Origin of the sequence: Ensifer adhaerens (assembly GCF_013283195.1) — a bacterium.
Lineage (GTDB): Bacteria > Pseudomonadota > Alphaproteobacteria > Rhizobiales > Rhizobiaceae > Ensifer > Ensifer adhaerens_G.
In genome coordinates this window covers 1,956,801-1,974,110 of sequence record NZ_JABEKT010000001.1, presented here as the reverse complement: position 1 = coordinate 1,974,110, position 17,310 = coordinate 1,956,801, and the positions used below count along the sequence as shown (strand labels likewise).

The following is a 17,310-nucleotide window of genomic DNA, read 5'->3' as shown; positions in this document are numbered from 1 at the left end:
TTGACCAGAATACCGCGCGACCCGACCCAAAGATCCGGAAAAGGCTCCGGCAGGAAAGAGGGCCGCGCGGCAAAGGCCGCGCCGGCACCGGAGAAAACCTCCATCATCCACGGCGCGGTTCCTCCGCGCGACGTGCTGATGCGCTTCATCGCCGAAAACCCGGACCGCGCCTCTAAGCGGGAAATCGCCAAGGCCTTCGGCCTCAAGGGCGACACGCGCGTCGAACTCAAGGCCTTGCTGCGTTCGCTCGAAGCAGACGGACTGGTCGAAAAGAAGCGCAAATCGCTCGTGCGCCCAGGCGCCCTTCCCCCGGTGACCGTGCTCGATATCACCATGCGCGACGTCGATGGCGAACTGATCGGCCGCCCGGCCGAATGGCTTGATGATGACGGTGTCGCACCGGCGGTGTTGATCAAGCAGTCGTCGGTCGGCAGAGACAAGGGCAAGACGCCGGTCGGCGGGCTCGGCGACCGTGTGCTTGCCAAGATCTTCCCGGCCAAGGACCGCGGCGGCCCTGCCTACACGGCTCGCATCATCAAGGTGCTCGACAAGCGCAAGGACGCCGTTCTCGGCGTCTTCCGTGCGACACCCGGCGGTGGCGGGCGGCTGATGCCGATCGAGAAACGCGGCGAAGAAATCCTTGTTGATCCGGACTTTGTCGGCGACGCCAAGGATGGCGACCTCATCGAGGTCCAGCTGACGCGCCTTGGCCGCTACGGCCTGCCGCGCGCCCAGGTCCAAAATGTCGTCGGTTCGGTTGCCTCGGAAAAGGCGATCTCGATGATCGCTATCTATGCCCACGGCATACCGCACATTTTTCCGGAGCGCGTGCTTCAGGAAGCGGCAGACGCCGGCCCAGCCACCATGGCCCACCGTGAAGACTGGCGTTCCCTGCCGCTGATCACCATTGATCCGGCCGATGCGAAGGACCATGACGACGCTGTCTACGCGGAGCCGGACCCGTCGGAGGACAATCCGGGTGGCGTGATCGTCACCGTCGCGATTGCCGACGTCTCGTGGTATGTCCGGCCGAAATCCGCGCTCGATCTCGAAGCGCTGAAGCGCGGCAACTCGGTGTATTTCCCCGATCGCGTCGTGCCCATGCTGCCCGAGCGGATCTCCAACGACCTCTGCTCGCTCAAGGAAGGCGTCGACCGGCCGGCGCTCGCCGTGCGCATGCGCTTTTCCAAGGAAGGCCGCAAGGCGGGCCACACCTTCCATCGCATCATGATGAGAAGTGCTGCCAAGCTCTCCTACCAGCAGGCACAGGCCGCCATCGACGGCAGTCCCGACGACAAGACCGGGCCGATCCTCGACACGATCCTGAAGCCGCTGTGGGAGGGATACCGCATCCTCACCCGTGGCCGCGACCGCCGCCAGCCGCTCGAGCTGAACATGCCCGAGCGCAAGATCATCCTGAAGCCGGACGGCACCGTCGATCGCGTTTTCGTGCCCGATCGCCTCGACGCGCACAAACTGATCGAAGAAATGATGATCCAGGCGAACGTCGCTGCCGCAGAGACGCTCGAGCAGAAGCGTCAGGTGCTGATCTACCGGGTGCACGACCAGCCGTCGCTGGCCAAGCAGGAGAGCCTGCGCGAGTTCCTCGCTACGCTTGACATCGCGCTGGTCAAGGGCGGCAACATGCGCTCCAACCACTTCAACGGCATCCTGTCGAAGGCCGAAGGCAAGCCGTTCGAAACCATGGTCAACGAGATGGTGCTGCGCTCCCAGAGCCAGGCAATCTACAGCCCCGAGAATATCGGCCATTTCGGCCTCAACCTCTTGAAGTATGCGCACTTCACCTCGCCGATCCGGCGCTACGCCGATCTGATCGTCCACCGGGCGCTGGTCGCCTCGCTTGGGCTCGGCGAAGGCGGACTGACGCCGCAGGAAGAAGCCGTTCTCGATGATATTGCCGCCGAAATCTCCACCTTCGAGCGCCGGGCGATGGCCGCCGAGCGCGACACCGTCGACCGGCTGATCGCCCATCACCTGAACGGCCGCATCGGCGAGGAATTCGAAGGCCGCGTTGCCGGCGTCACCAAGGCGGGACTTTTTGTCACCCTGCCGGCCTATGGCGCCAACGGGTTCGTGCCTATATCTACGCTCGGTCGAGACTACTTCATCTATGATGAGGCACATCAGGCCCTTTCCGGTGAAAAGACCGGCCTCGGCTTCCGTCTCGGCGATCAGGTGCAGGTCAAACTGGTCGAAGCCGTGCCGCTTGCCGGCGCGCTTCGCTTCGAGATGATCAGCGAAGGGCGTAAGATGCCGACCGCCACGCGCTCCTTCCACAAGTCGGGGCGTCGTGATCGCTCGGGCCCGCGCAAGACGCCGGGAACCCGACCGCCACGCGGCAAACGCTAGGCTACACGCCAAGCGGCTTCGACAAGGAGAGAATGCAGATGACGGCAACGGACAAGGAAACGCTTCATCTCGGGGGCGATGCCACTGAGGAACGTCCCGTCGGCCGGTCGATGCGGCGCGGATTTCTCGGCACCTGCCCGGCCTGCGGCAGTGGCAAGCTCTTCCGCAGCTACGTCAAATCAGTCGATGCCTGCGCCGCCTGCGGCGAGCGCATGGATCACCAGCGCGCCGACGACTTTCCGCCCTATATCGTCGTCACTATCGTCGGCCATCTGGTGCTTGCCGGCTACATGATGACCGACATGATCCTGCCCTTGACGACGTGGCAGCACCTTGCGATCTGGACACCGATTACGCTGATCAGTTCGCTGGCACTGCTGCAGCCGATCAAGGGCGCCGTCATCGGCCTGCAATGGGCGCTGAGGATGCATGGCTTCGGTGGACAGGAGGATGCGCCCGAGGACGTACTGCCTGCAAGAGATCCCTCCGCATGACGTCAGGGCGCGAAAGCGTCGTCCTTGCTCACGCCAGCCCTGAGCGGCGCGTAAGGCCGCGTGACGCAGCATCGATCATGCTGCTTGACCGCACCGGCGGCGGCGTGCGCGTGCTGATGGGCCGGCGCAGCAGTGCGCATGTCTTCATGCCCGACCTCTACGTCTTTCCCGGCGGGCGCAGGGACCCGACGGATCACCGTCTTGCCTTTTCCACGGACCTCAATCCCGCCGTTCTGCAGGCGCTGAAATGCGTCGAGGGCCAGCCGGTCAGCGACGCACGCGCCAGAGCGCTCGCGCTGGCGGCGCTGCGAGAACTCTACGAGGAGGCGGGCGTCCCCCTAGGCCAGCCCCTTGCCGAGACGGAAGCGCCGCTGCCCTTTCTTCCAGATCTCGCAAACTTGCGCTATATGGCTCGGGCTATTACTCCTCCGGGACACTCGAGGCGGTTCGATACGCGCTTCTTCGCGATTTTCGCGGACGAAGCCAAGGTCGATACATCGCGGGTTCTGGAAAGCCGGGAGCTCCAGGATTTGCAGTGGATCGATGTCAACGACCTCCCCTCGCTCCGGATACCGGAGATAACCGCCATCATCCTTTCGGATTTGCGTAGCGGCCTTGAAGCGGACCCATCGCTCCCTTATGGGCGCTCCGTGCCTTTCTATTTCACGCGCCGTGGGCGGTTCATCCGCACGCTTCTCTAAGGACCACAGTCGCATGTCACAGCCGACGCCCGGGTGCCCAGCACCGGTTGACGAAATTCACTGGCCGTCGCTGATCGCGGCAGTCTCCGCCATCAGCGCCGTCGGTATTGCAATCGGCCTTGGCCTGCCGCTGCTTTCGAGCATCATGGAGAAGCGCGGCATCTCATCGACGCTGATTGGTCTCAATTCGGCGATGGCCGGCGTGGCATCCATGGTCGCAGCGTCCTTCACGACCAAGTTCGCCCATCGTCACGGTGTTGCGCCGACGATGCTCTGGGCCGTCCTGCTTGCCGCAATCAGCGCGTTCGGCTTCTACTACATTACCAACTTCTGGCTCTGGTTTCCGCTGCGCGTCGTCTTCCATGGCGCCATCACAGTCCTCTTCATCCTCTCCGAGTTCTGGATCAACGCTACCGCGCCGCCAGCGAAACGGGGCTTCGTGCTCGGCATCTACGGCACGGTTCTATCCCTCGGCTTCCTGAGCGGGCCGCTGCTCTTCTCGATCCTCGGCAGTGAGGGTGTCTTGCCTTTCGTGGTCGGTGCCGGCGTCATTCTGCTCGCCGCCGTGCCTATCTTCATCGCACGGGACGAGAGCCCGGTGATCGACGAAAAGCCAGACCGTCACTTCATGCGCTATATTTTCCTGGTGCCGACGGCCACCGCCGCCGTCTTCATCTTCGGCGCAGTCGAATCGGGTGGGTTGTCGCTCTTTACGGTCTACGGGACACGATCGGGGTTCACCGAATCACAGGCGGCGTTGCTGCTGACCGTGATGGGCGTCGGCAATTTCATCTTCCAGATTCCGCTCGGCATGTTGTCAGATCAGATCAAGGACAAGCGCACATTGCTGTCCGCCATGACCGTCATCGGTCTCATCGGCGCCCTCTGTCTGCCGATGCTGGTGGAAAGCTGGTTCCTGATGGCAGTCGTGCTATTGTTCTGGGGTGGCTGCGTCTCCGGCCTCTATACGGTCGGCCTCAGCCATCTCGGCTCGCGCCTGCAAGGCTCCGACCTTGCCGCCGCCAACGCAGCGTTCGTCTTCTCCTATGCGGTCGGCACTGTTGCCGGGCCGCAGGTCATCGGCGCGTCGATGGATGTGGCAGGCAACAACGGATTTGCCTGGGCGATTGCCGGGTTTTTCGGTCTTTACGTCGCGCTTTCGGTTGTAAGGATCGTTTTGAATCCAAAACGGCCTTGACTTTTCAGCCGCGATTTGTAGTTTCGCGCCAACCTTGCCCGTGGCCCGCAACCGGTTTTCCACGGCGTTCAATTTCATAAAGGCAGGACGACCATGGCAAAAGCCACCACCATCAAGATCAAGTTGCTGTCGACAGCCGACACGGGTTTCTTCTACGTCACGACCAAGAACAGCCGTACGATGACGGACAAGATGACCAAGACCAAGTATGATCCGGTCGCGCGTAAGCACGTCGAATTCAAGGAAACCAAGATCAAGTAAGATCTGACGTTTCGTGGGATCAAGGGGCGCCAACCGCAAGGTTTGGCGCCCCATTCCGTTGGTGCACCCGGAAGCAGCCACCGGCCTCCCCTTCGTCTCTCCCGAATGACAAGAACACAGCGGCACGAATCGAAAAGCGCCGCCCCTTACGGAACGGCGCTTTGAATGGGGGTCGGCTGGCTTCTAACCGCGGCACGAGGATTCCGCAGGTGTCAAAAGCCAACCGACCGACCCCACGACCCAGGAGATGCGGCGGACCTGAGCATCATGGGGTAACTGAAACTGCCGGAAGCGATGCCCCCTTGTTTATCAGCATCACCTGAAAATAGAAAAAAATCAACGAATTCTTAATGCGCGGAGCGGTGTTGCTCGGCGCATGGTTAATTCCGTACCGTCCTGATACAGGTAGATGCATAGCCGCCGCCGCCACCAACCGCCTTGGTAGCATCGGCGCGGCGAAGAATACAACTTTAAAGGCATATCGCAAGAGGGATCCGGAATTTCATCACGCCGGCAGCGGATGACGTCGCCGGTGGGTTCCGGCCTTCAGGCTGCAGCTGCCACCACGCGGTTACGGCCTTCGTTCTTCGCCTGATAGAGAGCCGTATCTGCGCGCTTCAACAGAGCTTCCGTCGTGTCACCTTCCAGCTTGAGACCGGCAATACCCATGGAAGCAGTGATGACCAGTGCGCCGTCCGCATGCGGTATCGAGAACGGCTGGCTCTCGATGATATGCCGTAGCCGTTCGGCAACTGTCGCTGCCATCTCAGGCGACGTGTCGGGCATCACGACTACGAACTCTTCGCCGCCGAAGCGGCAGGCGAGATCTGCGCCGCGCACCGTCGCGCGGATGCGGCCGGCAAACTCACGCAGCACCTCGTCGCCGACATCATGTCCGTAGGTGTCGTTGACCTGCTTGAACCGGTCGATGTCGGTCATGCAGATCGACAGCGGGCGTCCGCGCGCTGCAGCACGATCGAGCAGCAGCTTCAGATGATTGTCGAGGTAACGGCGATTGTGCAGACCGGTGAGGCCATCGGTGACCGCCAGTTCGATCGTCTGCTGCACACTCTTTCGCAGCATGTCGTTGCAATGCTTGCGCCTGATCTGCGTCAGCGAGCGGGCAACGAGTTCATTGGGGTCGACCGGTCGGATGATGTAGTCGGTAATGCCCAGATCGAGCGCCCGCACGATCATTTCGTCATTGCCCTGCTCGGTGATCAGCAGGATCGGGATGAAGCGCGTGCGCTCCAGAGACCGCAGCTGCGAGCACAACCGCAGAGGGTCGTAGTCGTCGAAGTTGGCATTGACGATGACGAGGTCGAAATTGTTCTCGGCGGCCTCGAACAAAGCCGCCTGCGGATCGGAGATAACGGAGACCTCTGCAATCGGCTGTAGCGCACGCTGCAGCCGCTCCTGAGATGACCCGCGGCCATCGACCAGGAGGATATTGCCCGGCTCGTCCGGGCGGTCCTGGCGCGCCAGTTCCTGCAGGCCGATGGTCTGCGCCGTCTGGGCCCGCAGCCGCAGTTCGTCGCTGACGTTCTTCAGGCGGACGAGGCTCTTGACCCGCGACATCAACTGCAGATCGTTGACCGGCTTGGTGAGAAAATCGTCGGCACCGGCCTTCAATCCGCGAACCCGGTCGGAAGGCTGGTCGAGCGCCGTCACCATGACGACGGGAATATGGGCGGTACGCGGATTGGCCTTCAGACGCTCGCAGACTTCGAAACCGTCGATGCCAGGCATCATGATGTCGAGCAGCACCAGGTCGACCGGCGTCGTCTCGCAGAGCGACAGCGCCGTATGACCATCGCCGGCAGTCAGCACATCGAAATACTCGGCGAGCAGACGTGCTTCGAGAAGCTTAACGTTGGCAGGCACGTCATCGACAACAAGAATGCGCGCAGTCATATCAATTTTCCCGCCGTTCAGGCATCGCCAAGGTAGGTCTTGATCGTCTCAATGAACTTTGGCACAGAAATCGGTTTTGAAACATAGGCTTCGCAGCCGCCCTGGCGGATACGCTCCTCGTCGCCCTTCATGGCGAAGGCGGTCACGGCGATGACCGGGATGACGTGCAGCTCGTCGTCTTCCTTCAGCCATTTCGTCACTTCGAGCCCGGAGACCTCCGGCAACTGGATGTCCATCAGAATCAGATCGGGACGGTACTTCCTCGCCAGCTCGAGCGCCTCCATCCCGTTGCGCGTCTGGATCGTCGCGTAGCCGGAAGCCTCAATCAGGTCTCGGAAGAGCTTCATGTTCAGCTCGTTATCCTCAACAATCATTACCTGTTTGGGCATGTCGATCCCTTGCTGCCAGTCGTCTTCTTGCAAGTCTTATCAAGACATCTAAGTTGCAGAGCCAACGACTCGACCCATTTCCTCGAGTTCAACGATAAACCTATTTGGTTGAAAAATAGGTAATTCCGGGCGTAAAAACAGTAGGAGGCCAAGACATTGAAGAGCGCCGACGAAATCGCCATCGACATTCTTTCCTGGCTTGCCGGCGAGCCGGACCTCTTGTCCCGTTTTCTGGCGCTGACGGGAACGGATCCGTCCTCCCTGCGCAACGCGATCGGCGAGCCGGGCTTCATGGGCGGGCTCGTCGCCTTTCTCATGGACCATGAGCCGACACTGATCGCATTCTGCGAGGCAACGGGCACAGAACCCCAGGACGTCGTGCGTGCACATGAGAAGCTCTCCGGCGCCGCCGACCTGCAGGACAGCTGACCGTGAGCAACACCGCCTTCGACGATGAAATCCGCCTCACTGACCGCCCGCTCGTCGTCAGCGACATCGACGAGGTGGTGCTCGAATTCCTGAGCCCCTTTCGGGCTTTCCTCGAAAGCCGCGATCATATCCTCGTGCCGCGCTCTTTCCGGCTGACCGGCAACGTCGTCCATCGCACAACGGAGCAGGCAGCGAGTGCGGACGACGTCAAAGACATGCTCGACACCTTCTACGCCACGCAGGATCGCTGGCAGACACCGGCTGCCGGCGCTGTCGAAACCCTTCGCGACCTGTCGACTGAGGCGGACATAGTGTTTCTGACGGCAATGCCGCCACGTTATGCGGCCGCGCGCCGTGCCCTGCTCGATCGCCTTGAACTGCCTTACCCTCTGCTCGCCTCCGAGGACCCAAAGGGGCCGATCGTCGAGCGTCTGCATGCCGGACGGGCACTTCCCATTGTTTTCATCGACGACATCGCCCGCAACCTGCAATCGGTGCAGGAGCACGCGCCGTCGTGCCTGCTGATCAACCTGATGGCGAATGCCGAGTTTCGCGCGCTCGCGCCGACACCAGATACGTGCGTTCATACTGCTGCCGATTGGGCTGATGCTGCCAGTGCAATTCGCGCGCATTTCCAAAGGTAGCGAGAGCCGGCCCGACAACAAGGCACCCGCGCGAAGGCACTCGAAACCCGACCCGCGGCTTGGCGTCGGCAACCTGACATGCAAGGCAATTTCCAACGCGGCCTCCCTTGAGACTCGCTAGCGTAGAGCGTAAAGTCGCAATGTTCAACATTTGTTCCAGATATGCTCGACAGTGGTTCTCAAACTCCAGGCTTCTGCCGTGACTGCCTTCGGGAACAGAGCGCATCGGCGCGACGCTGCCTTGCCTGCGGCAGTCCCCGCATCCTGCGTCATGCCGAGCTTTACGACCTGACACTCGCCCATATCGATTGCGATGCGTTTTATGCCTCAGTCGAGAAGCGGGACAATCCCGAACTTGCCGACAAGCCGGTCATTATCGGCGGCGGCAAACGTGGCGTCGTCTCGACCGCCTGCTACATCGCCCGCATCCATGGCGTGCGCTCGGCCATGCCGATGTTCAAGGCGCTCGAGGCCTGCCCGCAGGCGGTGGTCATCAAGCCCGACATGGAAAAATACGTTCGCGTCGGCCGCGAGGTCCGCATGCTGATGCAGGAACTGACACCGCTGGTGCAGCCCCTCTCCATCGACGAGGCCTTTCTGGAGCTGAGCGGCACCCAAAGGCTGCACCACGATCCCCCGGCCCGAACGCTCGCGCGCTTCGCCCGCCGCGTCGAACAGGAGATCGGCATTACTGTCTCTGTCGGGCTCTCCTACTGCAAGTTCCTCGCCAAGGTTGCATCCGATCTGCAGAAGCCTCGCGGCTTCTCCGTGATCGGCCAGGCCGAAGCGCTCGAATTCCTGAGAGAACGGCCCGTGACCTTGATCTGGGGCGTCGGCAAGGCGTTTGCGACCACACTGGAACGCGACGGCATCCGAACGATCGGCCAGCTCCAGGCCATGGAGGAAGCCGACCTCATGCGCCGCTACGGCACCATGGGCCAGAGGCTTTACCGCCTGTCGCGCGGCCTCGACGAGAGAACCGTCGAAATTGATGGCGAGGCGAAAAGCGTGTCGTCCGAAACGACCTTCAACGACGATCTTGCCCGTCAGGATGATCTCGTCACACATCTGCGCCGGTTGAGTGAACAGGTCGCACATCGGCTGCGCAAATCCGAACTGGCCGGCCAGACAATCGTGTTGAAACTGAAGACCGCGGACTTCAAGACCAGGACCCGCAACCGCCGTCTCGACAGCCCGACCCGGCTTGCAGACCGCATCTTCCGCACGGGGCTGCAACTCCTGGAGAAGGAGATCGACGGCACCAAGTACCGGCTGATCGGCATTGGCGTCAGCGATCTGTCGAGCCCCGATCTCGCCGATCCACCGGATCTGGTCGATCCCGCAGCGACCCGCCGCGCGGCCGCCGAAGACGCCATCAACAGGCTACGCGACAAGTTCGGCAAGGCAAGCGTCGAAACCGGCTACACGTTCGGCAGCCGCAAGCGCGATCACTAGTGCGTCATCGGCGGTGGCTTGCCGTTTCCTTGGCCCGATCCGGACGAATTCTTTAAAGATTGCAGTCTAAGCTCGTCGGCCAGTTTACGTGTTGGGATGAGTGTATGGTATCGCGTTTCGCTCTCACGGCCAGCGTCGTCGTCGTCTTGCTTTCGCCTGCCGCCGGTTTCGCCGGCAGCAGCGCGCCGCTGCAGATCATCGTCTCGAAGAACCAACAATCGCTCGTCGTCTATGATGGCGACGCGGTGATCGCGACATCGGCGGTCTCCACGGGCAAGGCTGGCCATTCGACACCGACGGGCATCTTCTCGATCCTGGAAAAACGGCGTCAGCACAAATCCAACATCTATTCGAACGCACCGATGCCCTTCATGCAGCGGCTGACCTGGTCCGGCATCGCATTGCACGGCTCCAATCACGTACCTGCCTATCCCGCCTCCCACGGCTGTGTGCGCCTGCCGAGCAAGTTTGCCGCCAGCCTCTTCAAGATGACGTCGCGCGGCATGCATGTCCTCATAACAGACCATCAGGTCAGCCCCACCGAAGTGTCGAGCGCCATGCTCTTCCAGCGTCAGCCGGCGCCGGGCGACAATCCCGCTCCGCTGTCGGACGTGCCGCTTCGCCCGGCAATCAGCCAGGCCGAGAACGGACCGGTCGAAGTGGCCATGACGGAGACATCGAGCATTCCGTCAACCGTCGCTGAGGAAAGCCGCGAGCCGATCCGGATGCTGATTACCCGCCGTGGCGAGCGTGATATCCGGCGCGACGTCCAGTCGGCGCTGAACCAACTCGGCTATGTCGCCGGAGCAGCGGACGGCCACATCGGCCCGGACACGACCGCCGCCATCAATGCGTTTCAAACCGCCGAGGGGTTGGCCGTCGATGGGAAGCTGACGCCGGAACTGACGGATGCCATCTTCAAGAAGGTTGGACGCGACACTCCCGCCAATGGCGTGATCCTTGTGCGGCAGGGCTTCAAGCCGATCTTCGAAGGCGACGTCATAATCGACGGGCCGGAGCAGGCGCTGGGCACGCATTTCCTGCAATTTCATGAGGTTGACGGCGAAAAGGGCGAAGGCAAATGGTACGGCGTTTCGCTCGAAAACCACCTGCCATCAGGGACGAAAAAACGGCTCGGAATCAGCACCGACGCCGACCCATCCGCCTTCAACGCCACCCAGCGCACGCTTGGTCGCCTGACTGTCTCCGACGAGGTGCGCAAGCGCATCGGCAGCCTGCTTGCCGACGGGTCGTCGCTCTCGATTTCCGACATGGAAAGCGGACTTGAAACCGGCGACGGAACCGATTTCATCACCATCACACGGGCTTCACCACGCGGCTGAGCCGATAGACGTCCACCAGGAGCGGGCCGTCACGTCTGACGGTCGTACCTTTCCCTGGTCAACGCAACGTCAAGCAACCCACCACAGAGCGGATCAGACGAGCTCGACGTCGACAACTCCCGGGGCGGAGCGAAGCGCTGCCGCAATCTCGGGCGAAATCCGGAATTTTTCGCTGAGTTCGACCTCGATCTCGCGCTGGCCGTTGTCCTTGATCACGATGAAGGAAACGAGCCCCTCGCCTCTCGCGTTCAAGTGGGCGGCGATCGACTTCAGCGGTCCGGAATCGCGCACGTAAACGCGCAGCGCCTTCTGCATCTGCAGCGATTCTTCCTCAAGGGAGCGCAGCGTCTGGATGCGAAGACCGATACCTTCCGGCCGCTCCTCCGCCTGCACGGTCATGACAAGCGATTTCCCGGGCTCGAGCAGGTCGCGATACTGGTGCAACATCTCCGAAAACAGAACGGCCTCGAACTGACCGGATGAATCCGAGAAGGCGATGATACCCATCTTGTTGCCCGTCCGGGTCTTGCGCTCCTGTTTGGACGTCACGGTGCCGGCGAGACGGCCGGCCGTTGCGCCCTTCTTCACGGCGCCGGCGAAATCACCAAACGTCTGGACTCGCATCTTGGCGAGCAGCGGATTGTAGGTGTCGAGCGGATGGGCGGAGAGATAGAAGCCCAGCACCTGGAATTCCCGGTGCAATTTTTCCGAGGCGAGCCACGGCGTGTAGGCAGGAAGCGATATCCGTTCCGGTCCGGTTGCAGCTCCTGCCCCGAAGATATCGCCCTGTCCGCTGGTCTTGTTTTCCAGCGCACGCTGGGCAAAGCCGAGAATTCGATCGAGGCCGCCGACGAGTTCGGCGCGGTCGTAGCCGAAGCAATCGAAGGCACCAGCCGCGATCAGGCTTTCGAACACACGCCGGTTGAGCAGCTTCGGGTCGATCCTCAGGCAGAAATCTTCAAGGCTCGCGAATTCGCGGTCACCGCGAACGGCAACGATGTGCTCGACCGCCGATTCGCCGACGCCCTTGATGGCCGCCAATGAATAATAGATCCGCTTCTCGCCCGTCTGAAAATGCCGGAAGGAGGACTGGACCGACGGCGCAATCACCTGGATGCCAAGGCGTCCGGCATCCTGACGGAAGTCGTTGACCTTTTCGGTGTTGGCCATATCGAGCGTCATCGACGCTGCCAGGAACTCGACCGGGTAGTGCGCCTTCATATAGGCGGTCTGGTAGGAGACGATGGCGTAGGCGGCGGCGTGCGACTTGTTGAAGCCGTAATTGGCGAACTTGGCGAGGAGATCGAAGATCAGATCGGCCTGCGGTTTCGACACCTCGTTCTTGACCGCACCGTCGACGAAACGGGCACGCTGCTTGTCCATCTCCTCCTTGATCTTCTTACCCATGGCGCGACGCAGAAGGTCGGCTTCGCCGAGCGAATAGCCCGACAGGACCTGGGCGATCTGCATCACCTGTTCCTGGTAGACGATAACGCCCTGCGTTTCCTTGAGCAGATAATCGATCTTCGGATGGATCGATTCGATCTCTTCTTCGCCGTGCTTGCGGGCGTTGTAGACCGGAATGTTCTCCATCGGGCCCGGGCGATAGAGCGCCACCAGGGCGATGATGTCCTCGATGCAGTCGGGCCGCATGCCGATCAGCGCTTTGCGCATGCCGGCACTTTCCACCTGGAACACGCCGACCGTTTCGCCGCGCGACAGCATCTCGTAGGTCTTCTCGTCATCGAGCGGAATGCTGGCGAGGTCGACCTCGATTCCGCGCAACTTGACGAAGTCGACGGCGACCTTCAGGACCGTCAACGTCTTCAGGCCGAGGAAGTCGAATTTTACGAGGCCGGCCTGCTCGACCCATTTCATGTTGAACTGGGTCACCGGCATGTCGGAGCGCGGATCGCGGTACATCGGCACCAGCTTCGACAGCGGCCGGTCGCCGATAACGATGCCGGCGGCATGGGTCGAGGCGTGACGATACAGGCCCTCGATCTTCTGCGCGATATCGAGCAGGCGCGCGACGACAGGCTCCCTCTCGGCTTCTTCCTGCAGGCGCGGCTCTTCCTCGATCGCCTTTGACAAAGGTGTCGGGTTGGCCGGGTTGTTGGGCACGAGCTTGCAGATCTTGTCGACCTGACCGTAGGGCATCTCGAGCACGCGGCCGACGTCGCGAAGTGCCGCGCGCGCCTGCAATGAACCGAAGGTGATGATCTGGGCGACTTGCTCGCGGCCGTACTTCGCCTGGACGTAGCGGATGACCTCTTCGCGCCGATCCTGGCAGAAGTCGATGTCGAAGTCGGGCATCGACACGCGTTCCGGATTGAGGAAGCGCTCGAACAGCAACGAGAAGCGCATGGGGTCGACGTCGGTGATCGTCAGCGCATAGGCGACCAGCGAGCCCGCACCGGAACCACGGCCAGGGCCGACCGGGATATCTTGCTGCTTTGCCCACTTGATGAAGTCGGCAACGATCAGGAAGTAGCCCGGGAACTTCATGCGCTCGATGACGCTGAGTTCAAATGCGAGCCGCTCGCGATACTCTTCCTCGGTATAGCCGGGCGCCATGCCGAGCTTGTTCAAGCGGTCGTCGAGGCCCTCCTCCGCCTGCCGGCGCAGTTCGCCCGATTCGGCGCGCTCGGCCTCCTCCGGGTCGTCGGAGGCACCGGTGAAGCGCGGCAGGATCGGCCCGCGCGTCTTCAGCATGAACGAGCATCGGCGCGCGATCTCGATGGTGTTTTCGAGCGCCTCGGGCAGGTCGGCGAAAAGTGCCGCCATTTCCTTTCGGCTCTTGAGATAGTGATCCGGCGTCAGCCGGAAACGGCTGTCGTCGGAAACCATGGCGTTGTGGGCAACCGCCATCAGCGCGTCGTGCGCATCATAATCGGACGGCGAGGGAAAGAACGCCTCGTTGGTCGCAACCAAAGGCACATCGAACTTGTAAGCAAGGTCGATCATCCGGCTCTCATGCCGGCGATCAAAATTGCCGTGCCGTTGCAACTCGATATAGAGCCGATCGCCGAAGAGTTCCTGCAATGCTTCCAGACGCGCCTCAGCCAGAGCCGTCGAACCGGATTTCACTGCCATATCGATCGGGCCGCCGCTTGCGCCCGAAAGCGCGATCAGCCCATCCGTGCCGGCCTCCACCAGCCACGAACGCGTTATTCTCGTGACCTGGCTGCCTTCGCCTCCGAGATAGGCGCGGCTGACCAGATCGACCAATCGCGTGTAGCCGTCGTCGGTGGCAGCGATCAGCACGATGGCCGGCAGCTTGGCCAGTTGCTGCGCGTGGCCGCGGCGGTCGCCGTCGGCCTCGTCTTCCATGTCGATCGACAGCTGACAACCGGTGAGCGGCTGCAGACCGTCTTCGGCCGCCTTTTGGGAAAATTCAAGCGCTGCGAAAAGATTGTTGGTGTCGGCGATCCCGATTGCCGGCTGGGCGTCAGCCACGGCCTTGCCGATCACCTTCTTGATGGGCAGCGCCCCTTCGAGCAGGGAGAAAGCCGAGTGGACACGAAGATGCACGAACTGTGGATCCGCAGCCGTCTGTTCGTTCCGTTCCGCGCCGCCTTGATCCGCCATCTTTACACCCTGATTCCTGTCAGGCGTCAGGATATCCCGTTTCTCATCCGCCATGTCCAGTTTTTGCAACATGGGCCGGCGTTCTTTTCAACGGTGCAGTGCCGGTATGGTATCGCGCGACCCCGCGTCAGGGTCACGCCGCTTCGAAAACACATCCTCGGATCAAAGCCCGAGAGCGATGAAGGCAATGCTGGCGACGAACAGGCCCATCGATGTGAAGGCGGCGAGGTCACGAACAAAATCAGTCATAACATGGCTCCTTTTCCGTTATGTTTTTACTTTGTTCCATTTTTGTTCCCTCGTCAATCACTGTTGAGCGGAGCGCCCGCTTTCCACCGCGCATGGTTAATCACGCCGGCAATCGTCGTCCGCGGTGATTAACCGAAAGCTTGAGCACTTCGCCCATCGCGCCTATGACTAGAGCAACCACACGGAGCAACAGCGACATGATTGCACGCCTGACACTGCCCCTTTTCCTCCTGCTTCCTTCCCTCACTTTCGCCGCTGAGGCGATCGACCCCGCGCGCATCGTGTCGGCTGCGACCGGCGACTGGGACAAGGACGGTACGATCGATCTGGCGCTGCTGGTCAAACCTGGCGAGGAGACCGACGAGGACAATGCGATTTACATCTATCTCGCTGGCGAAGATGGCCCGCTGACGCTCAAGTCAGCCATCCCAAACAAGATCTGGGGGCAGTACGGCATGGTCGGCCAGGCGCCGACGGTCAGTGCGCTCCCGAACGGCTCGCTGGTGATTACCACGCACAACGATGCGATCGGCCGCGACCGCTGGGAACAGAAGCTGACGATTGCCTACCGCAATTTCGATTTCGTCGTTGCCGGTTACACCTACGCCTCCTACGACACCCTTGATCCCAGCAACACGTCGCAGTGTGACCTGAATGTGCTGACCGGCAAGGGCAAATCCAACGACAGGCCCGTCAGCGCCAAGGGCGAATTGGTGCTCCTCAAGGACTGGAACGACGACCGCGGACAGCACGCCTGCGGCATCCGGTAATCGCGTCGTTCGTTCTCTTTTTGTTCTTTACATCACGGATGTCTCGCGGCATGCTGCGTGTGAACAAACAGGGTGTTCTCATGGCCAGTATCGACGAGCTCAAGGACTTCATCGTGGAAGCCAAATCGAAGGCGTATGTCGGCGGCGGTACCGCACAGCCGCCTTCGCGCACGGGCGCACGCGATATCGGCTATCAGCGCGACCGGTGGAGGTATCTCGACAGTTATTTCGGTGGAACGGATTTTGCCGGCCAGGAAACGGTTTGGTTCGGGGACGATACCCGCTGGGTCATGAACTATTTCGGTCACGTCGTCCGGCCCGATCTGATCGATGCGGAGCGCGCCGGCATCGTCATCAAGACAGCGCTCGAAACCATGTATCGCGAAAAGCGGCATTTCCTCGGTGGAATGCAATATCGCCACGCTTACGGCACCTACATCGACACCAGCCGTGGCGACACGCAGCACTTTTCCGGACGTGAGGTTATCTTTGTCGACGGCGACGAAGCCTATGAACTCGACTATCGCGGCGGCCTCATCGTGCCGTAGGCAGTGAGCTGGCGCTTGGCAAAGAGTGCCGTGCACGCTGAAGAACGGAATAGGGACGCACCGACACTTTGATTCTGGGGCATCTTATCCGCCTTCCATGAAGCCACGTGAAAGCGGGATGCTGGAGTTCGGCCGTCGCATCAAACGCTGACGCTGTCTGCTTCACGCCTTGGAAAATGCGCAAAGCGCGGCTTCGTCAGGAGATCCGTCGAGGCAGAACGATGGCGCGTTTGCACGGGCCCGTCTGGGCCGCAAATGCGCTCAGCATCACTTCAGTTCGACGACCTTGCCATCTTCGATGGTCACCCGCCGATCCATCAGCGATGCCAGCTCGTGATTGTGCGTGGCGATCAGAGCCGCCAGACCCGACTGACGCGCCAAGGCCTCGAGTGCCTCGAAAACATAGCCTGCGGTTTCCGGATCGAGATTGCCGGTCGGCTCGTCGGCCAGCAACACCAGCGGTGCGTTGGCGACGGCACGGGCAATCGCCACGCGCTGCTGTTCGCCGCCCGACAGCTCCGACGGGCGATGATCGGCGCGATGACCGATACGCATGTAATCGAGCAGCGCCCTTGCCCGTTCGGCCGCCTCCGCCTTGCCGAGCCCGGCGATCAGTTGCGGCATCATGATGTTTTCGAGAGCGGTAAACTCCGGAAGCAGATGATGGAACTGGTAGACGAAGCCGATCTCATTGCGGCGGATGGCCGTCCGCCGGTCGTCGTTGAGACCATCGCAGGTCACGCCGTTGACGACGACCTTTCCGCCATCCGGGCGTTCCAAGAGGCCAGCGACGTGCAGCAGCGTCGACTTGCCGGTGCCCGACGGCGCCACGAGTGCGACGGTTTCGCCGCTTTTCAGCGTGAAGTCCGCCCCCTTGAGGATCGACAGGAAGGTGTCCCCCTGCCCGTAAGTACGCTCGATGCCCGAAAGCTGCAGTGCCACGCGCGCATTCAT

Annotated in this window: 16 protein-coding genes; 12 read left to right on the top strand and 4 right to left on the bottom strand. The window is 61.5% G+C overall.

Going from position 1 to position 17,310, the window contains the following annotated elements; translation table 11 throughout:
- The 5 genes from rnr to rpmG all read left to right on the top strand — a co-directional run bounded on the left by rnr (position 1) and on the right by rpmG (position 5,024).
- On the top strand, positions 1-2,370 hold the full coding sequence (gene rnr, locus LPJGGPFB_RS09310) for a ribonuclease R (RefSeq protein ID WP_173419698.1): 2,370 nt from the start codon (positions 1-3) through the stop codon (positions 2,368-2,370).
- 32 nt (positions 2,371-2,402) lie between these two features.
- Complete coding sequence (locus tag LPJGGPFB_RS09305; protein WP_173419697.1) at positions 2,403-2,864, top strand: DUF983 domain-containing protein; 462 nt, start codon at positions 2,403-2,405, stop codon at positions 2,862-2,864.
- Positions 2,861-3,565: an NUDIX hydrolase gene (locus LPJGGPFB_RS09300; protein WP_173419696.1), complete on the top strand. Its 705-nt coding sequence runs from the start codon at positions 2,861-2,863 to the stop codon at positions 3,563-3,565. The genes LPJGGPFB_RS09305 and LPJGGPFB_RS09300 overlap by 4 nt, the downstream gene beginning before the upstream one ends.
- Positions 3,566-3,578: 13 nt before the next feature.
- Entirely contained in the window at positions 3,579-4,763 is a 1,185-nt protein-coding gene (locus tag LPJGGPFB_RS09295) for an MFS transporter (protein ID WP_173419695.1), read from the top strand.
- 93 nt (positions 4,764-4,856) lie between these two features.
- The gene (rpmG, locus tag LPJGGPFB_RS09290; protein WP_007626161.1) at positions 4,857-5,024 is read left to right on the top strand and encodes a 50S ribosomal protein L33; all 168 of its coding nucleotides are present in this window, start codon (positions 4,857-4,859) and stop codon (positions 5,022-5,024) included.
- Between the two features lie 546 nt (positions 5,025-5,570).
- Here the strand turns inward: rpmG and LPJGGPFB_RS09285 are convergent.
- Positions 5,571-6,938 carry a PleD family two-component system response regulator gene (locus tag LPJGGPFB_RS09285; RefSeq protein ID WP_173419694.1) on the bottom strand — a complete coding sequence of 456 codons (1,368 nt, stop codon included), beginning with the start codon at positions 6,936-6,938 and terminating at the stop codon, positions 5,571-5,573.
- 17 nt (positions 6,939-6,955) lie between these two features.
- Positions 6,956-7,327, bottom strand: coding sequence for a response regulator (locus LPJGGPFB_RS09280; protein ID WP_025426610.1), 372 nt, complete (start codon positions 7,325-7,327; stop codon positions 6,956-6,958).
- Between the two features lie 156 nt (positions 7,328-7,483).
- Here LPJGGPFB_RS09280 and LPJGGPFB_RS09275 point away from each other — a divergent pair, with 156 nt between their 5' ends.
- The 4 genes from LPJGGPFB_RS09275 (at position 7,484) to LPJGGPFB_RS09260 (ending at position 11,198) form a co-directional block, all read left to right on the top strand.
- Positions 7,484-7,756, top strand: a complete 273-nt coding sequence (locus LPJGGPFB_RS09275; protein ID WP_173419693.1) for a DUF3572 domain-containing protein — start codon at positions 7,484-7,486, stop codon at positions 7,754-7,756.
- Positions 7,757-7,758: 2 nt separating this feature from the next.
- Positions 7,759-8,400, top strand: coding sequence for a hypothetical protein (locus LPJGGPFB_RS09270; protein ID WP_173419692.1), 642 nt, complete (start codon positions 7,759-7,761; stop codon positions 8,398-8,400).
- 162 nt (positions 8,401-8,562) lie between these two features.
- Positions 8,563-9,855 carry a DNA polymerase IV gene (locus tag LPJGGPFB_RS09265; protein ID WP_173419691.1) on the top strand — a complete coding sequence of 431 codons (1,293 nt, stop codon included), beginning with the start codon at positions 8,563-8,565 and terminating at the stop codon, positions 9,853-9,855.
- A gap of 104 nt (positions 9,856-9,959) precedes the next feature.
- Entirely contained in the window at positions 9,960-11,198 is a 1,239-nt protein-coding gene (locus tag LPJGGPFB_RS09260; protein WP_173419690.1) for a L,D-transpeptidase family protein, read from the top strand.
- Positions 11,199-11,291: 93 nt separating this feature from the next.
- Here LPJGGPFB_RS09260 and dnaE read toward each other — a convergent pair whose 3' ends face one another.
- A complete protein-coding gene (gene dnaE, locus LPJGGPFB_RS09255; RefSeq protein ID WP_173419689.1) occupies positions 11,292-14,789 on the bottom strand; it encodes a DNA polymerase III subunit alpha in 3,498 nt (1,165 codons plus the stop codon).
- Between dnaE and LPJGGPFB_RS09250 the strand changes: the two genes are divergently transcribed.
- From LPJGGPFB_RS09250 to LPJGGPFB_RS09240, 3 genes are all read left to right on the top strand, one after another.
- Positions 14,715-15,170, top strand: coding sequence for a hypothetical protein (locus tag LPJGGPFB_RS09250; RefSeq protein ID WP_173418167.1), 456 nt, complete (start codon positions 14,715-14,717; stop codon positions 15,168-15,170). The two genes, dnaE and LPJGGPFB_RS09250, sit on opposite strands and share 75 nt — an antisense overlap.
- Before the next feature lie 65 nt (positions 15,171-15,235).
- Positions 15,236-15,808, top strand: a complete 573-nt coding sequence (locus LPJGGPFB_RS09245; protein ID WP_173419688.1) for a hypothetical protein — start codon at positions 15,236-15,238, stop codon at positions 15,806-15,808.
- Between the two features lie 80 nt (positions 15,809-15,888).
- Entirely contained in the window at positions 15,889-16,356 is a 468-nt protein-coding gene (locus tag LPJGGPFB_RS09240; RefSeq protein ID WP_173419687.1) for a DUF5680 domain-containing protein, read from the top strand.
- 267 nt (positions 16,357-16,623) lie between these two features.
- On the opposite strand, the gene LPJGGPFB_RS09235 is transcribed toward LPJGGPFB_RS09240, so the two are convergent.
- Positions 16,624-17,310 (bottom strand): ABC transporter ATP-binding protein, encoded by a 687-nt coding sequence (locus LPJGGPFB_RS09235; RefSeq protein WP_077498476.1) that lies wholly within the window; start codon positions 17,308-17,310, stop codon positions 16,624-16,626.

What these genes read in the sequence shown, in the direction of transcription:
- LPJGGPFB_RS09295 (WP_173419695.1), top strand. Translation starts at nt 3,579, where the DNA reads ATGTCACAGCCGACGCCCGGGTGCCCAGCACCGGTTGACGAAATTCAC.
- LPJGGPFB_RS09245 (WP_173419688.1), top strand. Translation starts at nt 15,236, where the DNA reads ATGATTGCACGCCTGACACTGCCCCTTTTCCTCCTGCTTCCTTCCCTC.
- LPJGGPFB_RS09305 (WP_173419697.1), top strand. Translation starts at nt 2,403, where the DNA reads ATGCAGATGACGGCAACGGACAAGGAAACGCTTCATCTCGGGGGCGAT.
- LPJGGPFB_RS09240 (WP_173419687.1), top strand. Translation starts at nt 15,889, where the DNA reads ATGGCCAGTATCGACGAGCTCAAGGACTTCATCGTGGAAGCCAAATCG.
- LPJGGPFB_RS09285 (WP_173419694.1), bottom strand. Translation starts at nt 6,938, where the DNA reads ATGACTGCGCGCATTCTTGTTGTCGATGACGTGCCTGCCAACGTTAAG.
- LPJGGPFB_RS09260 (WP_173419690.1), top strand. Translation starts at nt 9,960, where the DNA reads ATGGTATCGCGTTTCGCTCTCACGGCCAGCGTCGTCGTCGTCTTGCTT.
- rpmG (WP_007626161.1), top strand. Translation starts at nt 4,857, where the DNA reads ATGGCAAAAGCCACCACCATCAAGATCAAGTTGCTGTCGACAGCCGAC.
- LPJGGPFB_RS09235 (WP_077498476.1), bottom strand. Translation starts at nt 17,310, where the DNA reads ATGAATGCGCGCGTGGCACTGCAGCTTTCGGGCATCGAGCGTACTTAC.
- dnaE (WP_173419689.1), bottom strand. Translation starts at nt 14,789, where the DNA reads ATGGCGGATCAAGGCGGCGCGGAACGGAACGAACAGACGGCTGCGGAT.
- LPJGGPFB_RS09280 (WP_025426610.1), bottom strand. Translation starts at nt 7,327, where the DNA reads ATGCCCAAACAGGTAATGATTGTTGAGGATAACGAGCTGAACATGAAG.
- LPJGGPFB_RS09265 (WP_173419691.1), top strand. Translation starts at nt 8,563, where the DNA reads ATGCTCGACAGTGGTTCTCAAACTCCAGGCTTCTGCCGTGACTGCCTT.
- LPJGGPFB_RS09300 (WP_173419696.1), top strand. Translation starts at nt 2,861, where the DNA reads ATGACGTCAGGGCGCGAAAGCGTCGTCCTTGCTCACGCCAGCCCTGAG.